This window comes from Citrobacter sp. 50677481 (assembly GCF_001463265.1).
Lineage (GTDB): Bacteria > Pseudomonadota > Gammaproteobacteria > Enterobacterales > Enterobacteriaceae > Citrobacter_A > Citrobacter_A sedlakii.
On record NZ_LNHZ01000027.1, the window covers coordinates 399,852 to 412,829 of the forward strand.

The following is a 12,978-nucleotide window of genomic DNA, read 5'->3' on the forward strand; positions in this document are numbered from 1 at the left end:
ACACTTTATTTCACGAGGAAGCAGTTATGGTTCAGCGTACGACAATTGCGCCACAAGGCCCGACCTTTTCCCGCTTTGTGATGGGCTACTGGCGACTGATGGACTGGAACATGTCCCCCCAGGAGCGAGTAAGCTTTATCGAGCAGCACTTGGAACTGGGTATCACCACCGTCGACCACGCGGATATTTATGGCGGCTACCAGTGCGAGGCGGCCTTTGGTGACGCGCTGAAGCTGGCGCCGCATCTGCGCGAGCAAATGGAGATTGTCACAAAATGCGGTATCGCCACCACCGCGCGGACAGAAAACGTCCTCGGCCACTACATCACCGATCGTGACCATATCGTGAAGAGTGCTGAGCAGTCGCTGGTCAATCTGGCCACCGATCGTCTGGATCTGCTGCTGATTCATCGTCCCGATCCGTTGATGGACGCCGACGAGGTGGCAGAAGCCTTCCAGCATCTGCACCAGAGCGGAAAAGTACGTCACTTTGGCGTGTCAAACTTTACTCCCGCGCAGTTTACGCTGCTGCAGTCCCGTTTACCGTTCACGCTGGCAACGAATCAGGTGGAGATTTCTCCGGTGCATCAGCCGCTGCTGCTGGATGGCACGCTCGATCAACTTCAACAACTGCGTATTCGTCCGATGGCATGGTCGTGCCTCGGCGGCGGTCGTTTATTTAACGACGATGCGTTTCAGCCGCTACGTAATGAGCTGGCGGTAGTGGCGGAGGAGCTAAACGCAGAGACGATTGAGCAGGTCGTGTACGCCTGGGTGCTTCGTTTGCCATCGCAGCCGCTGCCAATTATCGGTTCCGGCAAAATTGAGCGCGTCAGGGCCGCCGTGGGATCGGCGTCGCTGAACATGAGCCGTCAGCAATGGTTCCGTATTCGTAAAGCCGCGCTCGGGTATGACGTGCCGTAATCGCTAAATAATGGATTTTCCGTTCAAAATTGCGTCTCTGGTTTACACTTAAGCCAAATGCACACAAAACGGAGGTCCTATGAAACGATTAAGTCTGGCCGTGTTAACCCTGTTAGCCTGTACCGGGGCGCAGGCCGCCAGTGAGAAAGTGGAAATGAATCTGGTCACCGCACAAGGTATTGGGCAATCCATCGGTGAGGTGACCATTAATGAAACCGATAAAGGGCTGGAGTTTACGCCGGATCTGAAAGCGTTGCCGCCGGGCGAGCATGGTTTTCACATTCACGCGAATGGCAGTTGCGAACCGGCGATGAAAGACGGTAAAGCATCTGCCGCAGAAGCCGCGGGCGGGCACTTCGACCCCCACCAAACCGGCAAGCACGCCGGGCCAGACGGTGAAGGGCATTTAGGCGACTTGCCCGTACTGGTGGTCAACAACGAAGGGAAAGCCGTTATTCCTGTGACCGCATCACGCCTGAAATCCCTTGATGAAATCAAAGATAAGGCGCTGATGATCCACGTTGGCGGTGATAATATGTCCGATCAGCCAAAACCGTTGGGCGGCGGCGGGGCACGGTTTGCCTGTGGTGTCATTAAATAATCAGGTTGTCAGCGTTCCTTCTGGCGGCGCCTGCTCGAGTTGTGACAGCGAGCAGTGTAGCCGCCAGAGAAGAGCGGCCAGTTCCTGCGCGGCAGGCTGCGGGTGACGCGAAAGCGTTTCGCAGATGCGCAGCAGTTCCGCCAGGGACGCCGCCAGCGACCGCTGTTGTACGCCGCGCTCGCTCATCACGTCACGCAACAAAGCGATACAGATATCTCTCACCCGCGACAGCGGATCGGAACGCGATTCCCAGGCGCGCAGCTGCCAGACAACGTGTGAACAGTTCAGTAACACCACTCCCCATCGCAGAAGCCAGCGCCTCGCCAGCGCGTCCTGGCTGTTGCTTAACTGGCTGACGTGGTGATAAGTCAGCGACTCAAACTCATGTTCGCTGAGTGAGGGGCGACGGCTTAACTGATCGACAAAATCGCGACGCAGCGCGCGGATATGCCGCCGGCTTTTACGCGCATCAGAACCGGGACGCAGAATGGCGAATGCCAGCCATGACAGGGCGACGCCAACAATTTTGGCCGTATTATCGTTAAGGAAATCGGCAAAGTCATAAACGGGCGGGTTCGTCACCGCGATAAATGAGCCCATAAATACAATCAATTGTCCCCACAGGCCCGCCAGCTTTGGCATTTGCAGTTTGAACAGTTGCATGGTGACGAGTAACGGAAACAGGAACAGCAAAAATTGCCAGAGATCGCTGATCTGAACCATCAAACCAAACTTCACCATAAAGCTGAACAACGACAGTAACACCAGCGTACGCATCAGTAGCGACAGCGATTTAAACGGTGTCGCCACTACCGAATAGAGCACACAACTGATGGCGGCCAGCGTGAGCGCCCCCGAGCCCGATTCCCACTGCGCGCCGATACTCCACGCGCCGATAGCCATTAGCGTAGCGAAGGTGCGCAGGCCGCTCCAGATTGCCTCCGCGCTGTCAGTATGGCGCGCAAGGGCAGGGACCCGCGGGATGCTGATGTGCGCCTGTAGCGTGTCTGCTTCCAGAAGCCGTAGCTGGCGGCTGCTTTGCAGATAAAGACGGCAAAAATAGCGCAGCCGCTGCCAGAAGGCGACGTGACGAAAATCTGATCTATCTGGCGGTGCAAGCGGGGCAAGGATCCTGGCGACGGTATAGCTGTCAGTTTGCGGTCGGGCCAGGGCGAGCAGTAGCGCCTCAATAATCTCCCGGCTATTGGCGGGCGGATTGGGCCAGTTCAGCAACATTCTTCGCAGGCTGGAGATGACGCTGGTGAGACGCAGTTGCTGGTGCAGCAGGGCATTAAGCAGCGCGTTCTGTCGACGAAAGCGGTAATGGCTCCAGAACGCCTGGATACGCAATAAGTTCATCGTCAGTATTTGCCCGATCACCCCTTCGTGAGCGGTGCGAATGGCATCGGTTGTGTCCGGTTGCCACAGCAAACTCGCATGTTCCAGCAGGCGCGCATGCATCTTCTTCAGCGCCGTCAACAGGGCGGTGCCGTCTGAGGTACTGGGCAGGATCATCATCATCATGCCGCCGCATAAAATCCCGACAATCACTTCACAGACTCGCGCCTGGGCGATATCCCACAGTTGGGTTATTTCGAAAATGTTTACCATTGGAAAGGCGATAATCGCCGCCGTGTAGCCCGCCAGTTGAAAGGCGTAAGCGACATTATTGCTGAAATACGCGCAGGCCCAGGTACAAAAGCCGATCCACGCCGCCATGCTAAGCAGAAAAAGCCACGGTTCATTAAGGGTGTGCCCGGCGAGAATCAGCGCAGCGGTAGCGCCAAGCAGGCTCCCCGCGATACGGCCCAGGCTTTTACTGATCACGCCGCCCACGGTCGGGAAGCTGACAACCGCAGCGGAGGTCATCGCCCAGTAGGGTTCATCGAGATTCAGGTAATAGGCAAAGGTCAGCGCCAGGCACATGGCAAGGGTGTTACGCAGCGCATAGCGCCATTGTCCGGCGGTGGCTTTCAGCCATGGCGTATTGCGCAGGGAGAGACGAGGGAGCGTCATTTACTGCCCAATCGCCACACTGCAGGTGGTGCCAGAGACAAGCGTCAGGTCTTTCGGCAATGCGTTAAATTCAATCCGCACTGGCACCCGCTGCGCCAGCCGAACCCAGGGCACATTGGGTTTAATGTCTGGCACCAGACCTGAATCACTTTCCACGCTCTGGTCGTAAATGGCGCGACCGATACTGGAAACGTGACCCTGTAACTTTACGTTGCCGCTATAAAGCGTTATTTGCGCAGGCGCGCCAGGATGAATGTGGCGTAATTTGGTCTCTTCAAAATACCCCATCACGTAAAAAGAGTGGCTGTCGACCAGCGCAAACAGCGGCTGTCCGGTGGCGGCGAAATCCCCCGTTCGGGTGGAAAGGTTGGTGATCCAGCCGGAAACCGGGGCGCGTACTTCCGTCTGACTGAGCTGCCACTGGGCCTGTTTCAGCGTTGCCTGGGCGACGCCAACGCTTGCTTGCATGGCTTTGACATTCAGGTTAGCCGTGTCAAGCTCCTCGGCGGAGATTACATTACGGGTTAAATGGCGACGGCGGTTGGCTTCGTTATTGGCTTTAGCCAGATCGGACTGTGCTTTTGCCAGTTGAGCTTGCGCATTGAGCTCTGCGATATGAAAAGGTGTTTTGTCGATGCTGAACAGCAGGTCGCCGGCGTGAACAAACTGGTTATCTTTCACTTTCAGGTCGACTATCGCCCCGGATACCTGCGGGGTAACGCTGACCTGTTCGGCTCTGACTTTACCGTCACGCGTCCAGGGAGACTGCATGTAATAATTCCACATCCACCAACCGGCGAGCACCGCGGCAGTGGCGATGACGATCGTCGAAAAATATTTTAACGTTTTAAGTGACATAATCAGAACACCACCAACAATAACAGGCCAGCGCAGACGCACAGGGCAAAAAGAGAGAGATCCAGCAACAAAGGATGCCAGTATTCGCCGGAATAGAGGCGGTCGCGCAGAAGGCGATGAATGAACAGCCACAGGATAAAGCCCAGCGCAAAGGCTTTGAAAAGGGGAGGGAAATAAATGGATGCGCCAATCACCATGTCTTGTAAGGGCATTCCCGTTGCATTAAGTGCGATGGTCACAGCAAAAATCCTTTGCGTCAGGTCGCGTTACTACAGGTTTAGCAAAAAAAACCTCAGAACGCGCTTTTTTCGCGTAATGTCTGAAAAATATGTCAACACGTAAGCAAATGCAGCAATACATTTGTTTTAGGAATGCAAATGCTGCACACTATTCTAAAATCAGTATAATATCTTAGCAAGCTAATTATAAGGAGATGAAATTGGAATCGCCATTAGGTTCTGATCTGGCACGGTTGGTGCGCATTTGGCGTGCTTTGATAGACCACCGTCTTAAGCCTCTGGAATTGACGCAGACACACTGGGTAACGCTGCATAATATTCACCAATTGCCGCCCGATCAATCACAGATTCAATTGGCAAAAGCGATCGGCATTGAACAGCCATCACTGGTACGTACGCTGGATCAGCTCGAAGAAAAAGGCCTGATTTCACGACAGACGTGCGCCAGCGATCGTCGGGCAAAACGTATCAAGCTGACGGAAAAGGCTGAACCGCTGATTGCCGACATGGAAGCGGTCATCAACAAAACGCGTGGTGAAATTCTGGAAGGGATTTCAACGCAGGAAATTGATCTGCTGATTAAACTCATCGCCCGACTTGAGCGCAATATTATCGAGTTACAGTCGCGAGACTGAGGTGGGGAGACGTGTGGCCAGCCCTGACCACACGTAATTCGTTTAGCGCGGAGAGACGGTAACCTGACGACCGTTGCTTGCCAGCACCACGCGCTGACCCGCAGAGAAACGGGTGTTACCCTGTTTCTGTACGACCATGATGGTATTTCCATCATCCTTACGGATTTCCAGTTCCACGCCCTGGGTTTTATTCATCGCACCCTGAACGCTCTGGCCTGCGACGCCGCCAGCGACTGCGCCTGCTGCGGTAGCCAGTGAACGGCCCGTACCACCGCCAACGGTGTTACCCAGGAAACCACCGAGAACCGCACCCCCGATCGCACCGATCACGTTTTCATCGTTACCCGCCTGAATCTGAACCGGACGAACGTTTACGATGGTACCGTAAGTGACGTTCTGCACTTGTTTTGCTTCCGAAGCGGTATACACATCACCTGAAAGGCTATCGGTGTTAGCACAGCCCACTAAGGACAGGCCAGCCAGTGAAACGATCAGCACACGTTTAATCATTTAAAATCTCCTGTTCACCATGAAACGCCATCCAGGCATCTCCCATGGTTCAATTATATGGCATTTGTGCGTTTGAGGTCACATATTCTGTCCAGACTAAACAGAAATCATAATAACAGGCTCGTTAACCAACTTTAAACGAACTATTCAGTCAGTTTATTAAACAGGACGCTATACGGAATTTCGGAACAAAACGTTAATGAAGCGTAGCATTGCCCGCGGGTTTATGATGGAGTGTGACGCAAAGTCAGGCTTAATAAGGAACAGGTATGAAATCGGGCCGCTATATTGGCGTGATGTCAGGCACCAGCCTCGATGGTGTTGACGTGGTACTGGCGACGATAGATGACACAATGGTGGCGCAACAGGCGAGCGTGAGCTGGCCGATGCCCGTCGCGCTTAAACACGCGATTCTCGACATTTGCCAGGGACAGCCCCTGACCCTTTCCCGGTTAGGCCAGCTTGATGTGCAACTTGGCCAACTCTTCGCTGACGCGGTTAACGGACTGCTTGCTCAGGAAAAGCTTCGCCCTCAGGACATTGTGGCGATTGGCTGTCACGGGCAGACGGTATGGCATGAGCCGACGGGCGCATTCCCGCATACGATGCAGATAGGCGATAACAACCAGATTGTGGCGCGCACCGGTATCACGGTGGTGGGCGATTTTCGCCGTCGGGATATCGCGCTGGGCGGACAGGGCGCGCCGCTGGTCCCTGCTTTTCATCAGGCGCTGCTGGCGCATCCGACGGAGCGGCGAATGGTGCTCAATATCGGCGGAATCGCCAATCTCTCGCTGTTGATACCGGATCAGCCGGTGCGCGGGCATGACACCGGGCCCGGCAATATGCTGATGGATGCCTGGATCTGGCGGCAGTGTGCGAAGCCATATGATAAAGATGCTGAATGGGCGCGCGGCGGAACGGTAATCATTCCTCTGCTGCAGGCGATGCTCAGCGATCCGTGGTTCGCGCTGCCTGCGCCGAAAAGTACCGGGCGGGAGTATTTCAACTATGGCTGGATTGAACGTCAACTGGCGGCCTTTCCCGGCGTGAAAGCGCAGGACGTACAGGCGACGCTTACCGAGCTGACCGCGGTGACAATTTCTGAACAAGTGTTGCTGAACGGGGGTTGCGACCGTCTGATGGTGTGTGGCGGAGGAAGCCGCAACCCGCTGCTGATGGCGAGGTTGGCTGCGTTACTGCCGGGAACGGAAGTGACCACCACCGATACCGCGGGCGTCAGCGGTGATGATATGGAAGCGTTGGCTTTCGCCTGGCTGGCGTGGCGAACGGTAGCCGGACTGCCGGGTAATTTACCGTCGGTGACCGGCGCGCGCGAAGCGAGTGTGCTGGGCGGGATTTTTCCGGCTAACCCGCGAACTCAGAGTTAACTGAATTTTTCTGGCGGCTTCTGACGTTACAATCGGAACATTAGGGAGGGTATTTTCACCCTCCATGACCAGGAAAGTCTTCAGGATACGGCTATGAAAAAACTCTTACTCCTCTGCCTTCCGCTTATGCTGTCAGGCTGCAGCGTCTATAACCAGTTTGTCGAGCGGATGCAAACGGACACGCTGGAATACCAGTGCGACGAAAAACCGCTAACCGTTAAATCGAATAACACCCGCCAGGACGTTAGCTTTATTTATGATAATAAGCTGCTGACTCTCAAGCAGGGCGTATCAGCCTCCGGCGCGCGGTACACCGACGGCATTTATGTTTTCTGGTCGAAGGGCGACAGCGCCACCGTTTATAAGCGCGACCGCATCGTGTTGAATAACTGTCAGTTACAAAACCCGAAGCGTTGAGATTTTCAACAGGGCGGCGCACAATAGCGCCACCCACTGACAATCCGTAGCGAACACCATGTCTGATAACGACGAATTGCAGCAAATCGCGCACCTGCGCCGTGAATACACAAAAGGTGGCCTGCGTCGCCACGATCTCCCCGCTGAACCATTAACCCTTTTCGAACGCTGGCTGGCTCAGGCATGTGAAGCCAGACTGGCCGATCCCACCGCGATGGTCGTCGCCACGGTCGATGAAAATGGCCAACCGTACCAGCGTATCGTCCTCCTCAAGCACTATGACGAGAAAGGGTTGGTCTTCTACACCAACCTCGGAAGCCGCAAAGCGCATCAAATTGAAAATAATCCGCGCGTCAGCCTGCTGTTCCCGTGGCATATGCTGGAACGTCAAGTGATGGTTATCGGTCAGGCAGAACGGTTGTCGACGCTCGAAGTGATCAAGTATTTCCACAGCCGTCCGCGAGACAGCCAGATAGGCGCCTGGGTCTCTAAGCAGTCCAGCCGAATTTCCGCACGCGGGATCCTCGAAAGCAAATTCCTTGAGCTGAAACAGAAGTTCCAACAGGGCGACGTACCGCTGCCCAGCTTCTGGGGCGGATTCCGCATCAGCATCGAGCAAATGGAGTTTTGGCAGGGTGGTGAGCACCGTCTGCATGATCGCTTTCTCTATCAGCGGGAAAATAACGCGTGGAAAATTGATCGGCTCGCCCCGTAATCCCCGAAAATGTTGTTTTAAGCGCTAGCGCTGCGTGCCCCGGCGCTTTATTCTATAGAGCTTTCGCGTCTGGCGAAAAGTCGTGTACCGGCAAAGGTGCAGTCGTTTTATACATGGAGATTTTGATGGCAAGCAGTAACTTGATTAAACAATTGCAAGAGCGGGGGCTGGTAGCCCAGGTGACGGACGAGGAAGCGTTAGCAGAGCGACTGGCGCAAGGCCCGATCGCGCTCTATTGCGGCTTCGATCCTACCGCTGACAGCTTGCATTTGGGGCATCTGGTTCCCTTGTTATGCCTGAAACGCTTCCAGCAGGCTGGTCATAAGCCCGTCGCGCTGGTTGGCGGCGCAACGGGTCTGATTGGCGATCCGAGCTTCAAAGCCGCCGAGCGTAAACTGAACACGGAAGACACCGTTCAGGAGTGGGTAGACAAAATCCGTAAACAGGTTGCGCCGTTCCTCGATTTCGACTGCGGCGACAATTCCGCCATCGCAGCGAACAACTATGACTGGTTCGGCAACATGAACGTGCTGACCTTCCTGCGCGATATCGGTAAGCATTTCTCCGTTAACCAGATGATCAACAAAGAAGCGGTGAAGCAGCGCCTGAATCGTGACGATCAGGGTATCTCGTTTACCGAGTTCTCCTACAATCTTCTGCAAGGTTACGACTTTGCCTGCCTGAATAAACTTCACGGCGTGACGCTGCAAATTGGCGGTTCGGACCAGTGGGGCAACATTACTTCCGGTATCGACCTGACCCGTCGTCTGCATCAGAACCAGGTGTTCGGGCTGACCGTTCCGCTGATCACCAAAGCCGATGGCACTAAGTTTGGTAAAACCGAAGGCGGCGCAGTGTGGCTGGATCCGAAGAAAACCAGTCCTTACAAATTCTACCAGTTCTGGATCAACACCGCCGATGCCGATGTGTATCGCTTCCTGAAATTCTTCACCTTTATGGATATTGAAGAGATCAACGCGCTGGAAGAAGAAGACAAAAACAGCGGCAAAGCGCCTCGCGCCCAGTACGTGCTGGCTGAGCAGGTGACGCGTCTGGTCCACGGCGAAGAAGGTCTGGTGGCGGCGAAACGCATCACAGAGAGCCTGTTCAACGGGACGCTGAGCGATCTGAGCGAAGCGGACTTCGAACAGCTTGCGCAGGACGGCGTTCCGATGGTTGAGATGGAAAAGGGCGCGGATCTGATGCAGGCGCTGGTGGATGCCGAGCTGCAGCCTTCTCGCGGTCAGGCGCGTAAAACTATCGCCTCGAACGCGATCACCATTAACGGCGCAAAGCAGTCCGATCCGGAGTATGTCTTCGCGGAAAGCGATCGTCTGTATGGCCGCTACACGCTGCTGCGTCGCGGCAAGAAGAATTACTGTCTGGTGTGCTGGAAGTAACAATAAGTCAGCAGGGGCGTGGGAAACTACGCCCCTTTCTTTTTTCAGGGTTGTGGTAAGCAAAAAATGAAGAATATCCTCGCCATCCAGTCCCATGTGGTTTTTGGACATGCTGGCAACAGCGCTGCGGAATTCCCAATGCGCCGCCTCGGCGCCAACGTCTGGCCCCTCAATACGGTACAATTCTCTAATCACACGCAGTACAGCAAATGGACGGGGTGTGTTATGCCACCGTCGCATCTGAGCGAAATTGTGCAGGGTATCGCCGATATCGATCAGCTCAAGCGCTGTGATGCAGTGCTGAGCGGTTATCTGGGATCTGCGGAGCAAGGTGAGCATATTCTGGGGATCGTCCGCCAGGTGAAAGCGGCGAATCCGGCGGCAAAATATTTTTGCGACCCGGTCATGGGCCACCCGGAAAAAGGCTGCATCGTGGCGCCAGGCGTCGCTGAGTTTCACGTTCGTCATGCGCTTCCCGCCAGCGACATCATTGCGCCTAATCTGATTGAGCTGGAAATCCTGTGCGAACATGCGGTGAATAGCGTAGAAGACGCTGTCGCGGCAGCCCGTGAGTTAATCGCGCAGGGTCCACAGATTGTTCTGGTGAAACATCTGGCGCGCGCAGGCTTCAGCATGGAGCGTTTTGAAATGCTGCTGGTAACGGCAGAAGAAGCCTGGCACATCAGCCGTCCGTTGGTCGATTTCGGGACGCGCCAGCCGGTGGGGGTTGGCGACGTCACCAGCGGTTTGCTGTTGGTAAAACTGTTGCAGGGAGCAACCCTTCAGCAGGCGCTGGAACATGTCACCGCGGCGGTGTATGAGATTATGATCGCGACCCGGGAAATGCAGGAATATGAACTGCAGGTGGTGGCGGCGCAGGATCGTATCGCCAGACCAGAGCACTATTTCAGCGCGACCCGCTTATAAGCGGTTGTCGTAACGTAGGCCGGGTAAGCGCTAGCGATACCCGGCTAAGCCAGTCCGGCTATTTCAACCCTTCCGCCTTAAGCGCCGCGGCAATGGCCGGACGTTCTGCCGCTCGCTGCATATACTCTGCAATATGGTTTAAGCTCGCCATATTCAGCTTCACCGCGCTTGCCCAGCGCAGTACGGTAAAAAGATAGGCGTCGGCAATGGTAAAACGCTGACCGCAAATCCACTGACCCTCTTTGAGTGATTCATCGACGTACTGCAGTTTTTTCTCCAGCAAAGCGCGGACGGCGGGTTTGTACTCTTCTGGCGTATCCGGGCGAAACAGCGGGGTGAAGCCTTTGTGCAGCTCAGTAGCGATATAGTTAAGCCATTCCAGCGTCTTATAACGTGAAATACTGCCCACCGGCGACAGCAGTTGGCGATCCGGCACGCTGTCTGCGAGATACTGCATGATCGCCACGCCTTCCGTCAGCAAAGTGCCATCGTCAAGCAATAGCGCCGGAACTTGCCCTTTTGGGTTAACCGCGAAAAAGTCATCGCCGTTTTCCAGCCGCTTTTTCATCAAGTCCACCCCTTCAAGGGTGAAATCTTTGCCGCTCTCGCGAAGGGTAATATGGGAAGCAAGAGAACAGGCGCCTGGCTTATAGAACAGTTTCATCGGTTACTCCTTTCAACTGAGGTTTACCGTATCCTAGTGCGAGAGCGAACAAAAAAAAAGCCGCTAACGCAAAGTTAGCGGCTCTCGTTTGTGTTTCCCAACGTCTTACGCGGTAGCGGTTTTAGACGCTTTCTGGTCGTTGTTGTCGTCCAGGGTCATGCGGTTCAGCTTCGGCGCAGTAAGCAGCATCAGCGCTGCAATAACGGCGGTAGCCACACCAATCTGCAGGAAGACGCAACCGTATACTTCGAGAGACATCAGCGGGTCGGTAACGTTTTCTGGTACAGCCATCATGTTCGCGACGTAACCGCCGATGATATTCGCGCCAGCGGTCGTCAGGAACCAGCTCCCCATGATGAAGCCCATCAGACGCTGCGGAACCAGTTGCGCCACCATCGCCAGACCCAGACCGGAGATCATCAGTTCACCGATACTTTGCAGGCCGTAGCAAATAATCAGCCAGTTAACGGAGACGATGCCTGCGTCGGTGGCGAATTTCGCACCCAGCGGCAGCACGAGGAACGCACCGGAGCACAGCACCATACCCAGCGCGAATTTCATCGGCATCGGCAGGGTGTCGCCCATTTTGTTATAGATAGCGGCGAGGATCGGGCTACCGATGATGATCCAGAACGGGTTCAGCGCCTGATACTGTTCCGGCTCGAACGCGATACCCAGAATGGAGTGCTCAACGTTACGGATCGCGAAGAAGTTCAGCGAGGTTGGCATCTGGCTGTACAGAACGAAGAAGATGATCGCTTCCAGCATCAGAATGAAGGCGACAATCATTTTGCGGCGTGCCGCGCCCTGCATGGAAAAGGCTTCTTTCGCAAAAATAATCACGATACCGAGGGCGATCACGCCCAGCGCCATGCGCGCGATTTCCTGGTTGTGAAGCAGCCAGGTCGCAACGGCGATCAGCGCGACAACGCCAACAATGGTCAGCAGCAGGTTGCGATAGTTGACAGGCTCGAAGTCAGGTTTCGAACCGTAGTTTTTCACCCAGCGCTGGCAGAAGGCGAAGTTAACAACGGTGATCAGCATACCGACAACGCTCAGTGCAAACGCGGTGCTCCAGCCGTAACGCGCAGCCAGCCATGGTGTCGCCAGCATGGAGAAGAATGAACCGATGTTGACGGACATGTAGTACATGGTAAATGCGCCATCAAGACGCGGGTCATCTTTGGCATAGCAGGTAGACAGCAGGGAAGACGGGTTGGCTTTAAACAAGCCGTTACCCACTGCAATGGCTGCCATCCCCATATAAACGATCCCGGCATCGTGACCGGACCAGGCGACCAGCGCATAACCAATAGCCAACACGATCGCACCAAGCATAATCACGCGCTTGGTGCCCAGTACTTTATCCCCTAACCAACCACCAATGGCGACCAGACCGTAAACCAGGGCGCTAAAGGAGGAGAACAGGGTGATAGAATCCGCTTCAGACATACCCAGTTGTTTAACCAGGTAAACGGCCATGATCCCTTGCAGGCCGTAATAACCAAAACGCTCCCAGAGCTCAATCGAGAAGATGAGATAGAACGCTTTCGGTTGTTTGAAAGCGTTCAGACTGACGCTTTCCGTTGGTTTATTGTTTGCAGTAGACACTTATACCTCTTTTTTTACATCCCATATTAACGGGGGTGTTCTGTCACGTGATGCGTCTTACGCAGCCGTGA

13 protein-coding genes and 1 pseudogene are annotated in these 12,978 nt (G+C 54.8%); 8 read left to right on the forward strand and 6 right to left on the reverse strand.

All coding sequences use genetic code 11. The features are described from left to right. The first annotated feature begins 26 nt into the window (after positions 1-26). Positions 27-923, forward strand: a complete 897-nt coding sequence (locus APU02_RS07685; protein ID WP_060569701.1) for an aldo/keto reductase family oxidoreductase — start codon at positions 27-29, stop codon at positions 921-923. A gap of 79 nt (positions 924-1,002) precedes the next feature. Further along, a complete protein-coding gene (gene sodC / locus APU02_RS07690; protein WP_042282781.1) occupies positions 1,003-1,524 on the forward strand; it encodes a superoxide dismutase [Cu-Zn] SodC in 522 nt (173 codons plus the stop codon). On the opposite strand, the pseudogene APU02_RS07695 reads toward sodC, so the two are convergent. The 3 genes and pseudogenes from APU02_RS07695 to APU02_RS07705 form a co-directional block, all read right to left on the reverse strand. Beyond that, a pseudogene (locus APU02_RS07695) lies at positions 1,467-3,540 on the reverse strand (FUSC family protein). The gene sodC and the pseudogene APU02_RS07695 sit on opposite strands and share 58 nt — an antisense overlap. Further along, positions 3,541-4,398, reverse strand: a complete 858-nt coding sequence (locus tag APU02_RS07700; RefSeq protein ID WP_060569703.1) for an HlyD family secretion protein — start codon at positions 4,396-4,398, stop codon at positions 3,541-3,543. 2 nt (positions 4,399-4,400) lie between these two features. Next, positions 4,401-4,637 (reverse strand): DUF1656 domain-containing protein, encoded by a 237-nt coding sequence (locus APU02_RS07705; protein WP_120714876.1) that lies wholly within the window; start codon positions 4,635-4,637, stop codon positions 4,401-4,403. Between the two features lie 194 nt (positions 4,638-4,831). Between APU02_RS07705 and slyA the strand changes: the two genes are divergently transcribed. Beyond that, on the forward strand, positions 4,832-5,272 hold the full coding sequence (gene slyA, locus APU02_RS07710) for a transcriptional regulator SlyA (RefSeq protein ID WP_082636795.1): 441 nt from the start codon (positions 4,832-4,834) through the stop codon (positions 5,270-5,272). 42 nt (positions 5,273-5,314) lie between these two features. Here the strand turns inward: slyA and slyB are convergent, their stop codons facing one another. Beyond that, positions 5,315-5,782, reverse strand: a complete 468-nt coding sequence (gene slyB / locus APU02_RS07715) for an outer membrane lipoprotein SlyB (protein WP_042282788.1) — start codon at positions 5,780-5,782, stop codon at positions 5,315-5,317. Positions 5,783-6,051: 269 nt separating this feature from the next. On the opposite strand from slyB, the gene anmK reads away from it, so the two are divergent. The 5 genes from anmK to pdxY all read left to right on the forward strand — a co-directional run bounded on the left by anmK (position 6,052) and on the right by pdxY (position 10,632). Beyond that, a complete protein-coding gene (gene anmK / locus APU02_RS07720; RefSeq protein WP_042282790.1) occupies positions 6,052-7,173 on the forward strand; it encodes an anhydro-N-acetylmuramic acid kinase in 1,122 nt (373 codons plus the stop codon). A 93-nt stretch (positions 7,174-7,266) separates the two neighbouring features. Further along, positions 7,267-7,590: a C-type lysozyme inhibitor gene (mliC, locus tag APU02_RS07725; protein ID WP_042282791.1), complete on the forward strand. Its 324-nt coding sequence runs from the start codon at positions 7,267-7,269 to the stop codon at positions 7,588-7,590. Positions 7,591-7,648: 58 nt separating this feature from the next. Continuing rightward, positions 7,649-8,305 (forward strand): pyridoxamine 5'-phosphate oxidase, encoded by a 657-nt coding sequence (gene pdxH, locus APU02_RS07730; protein ID WP_042282794.1) that lies wholly within the window; start codon positions 7,649-7,651, stop codon positions 8,303-8,305. Positions 8,306-8,430: 125 nt separating this feature from the next. Continuing rightward, on the forward strand, positions 8,431-9,705 hold the full coding sequence (tyrS, locus tag APU02_RS07735; protein ID WP_042282796.1) for a tyrosine--tRNA ligase: 1,275 nt from the start codon (positions 8,431-8,433) through the stop codon (positions 9,703-9,705). Between the two features lie 66 nt (positions 9,706-9,771). After that, on the forward strand, positions 9,772-10,632 hold the full coding sequence (pdxY, locus tag APU02_RS07740; RefSeq protein ID WP_060569704.1) for a pyridoxal kinase PdxY: 861 nt from the start codon (positions 9,772-9,774) through the stop codon (positions 10,630-10,632). Positions 10,633-10,690: 58 nt separating this feature from the next. Here the strand turns inward: pdxY and gstA are convergent, their stop codons facing one another. After that, on the reverse strand, positions 10,691-11,296 hold the full coding sequence (gstA, locus tag APU02_RS07745) for a glutathione transferase GstA (RefSeq protein WP_060569705.1): 606 nt from the start codon (positions 11,294-11,296) through the stop codon (positions 10,691-10,693). A 105-nt stretch (positions 11,297-11,401) separates the two neighbouring features. Beyond that, a complete protein-coding gene (dtpA, locus tag APU02_RS07750) occupies positions 11,402-12,907 on the reverse strand; it encodes a dipeptide/tripeptide permease DtpA (protein WP_060569706.1) in 1,506 nt (501 codons plus the stop codon). Between the last annotated feature and the right edge of the window lie 71 nt (positions 12,908-12,978).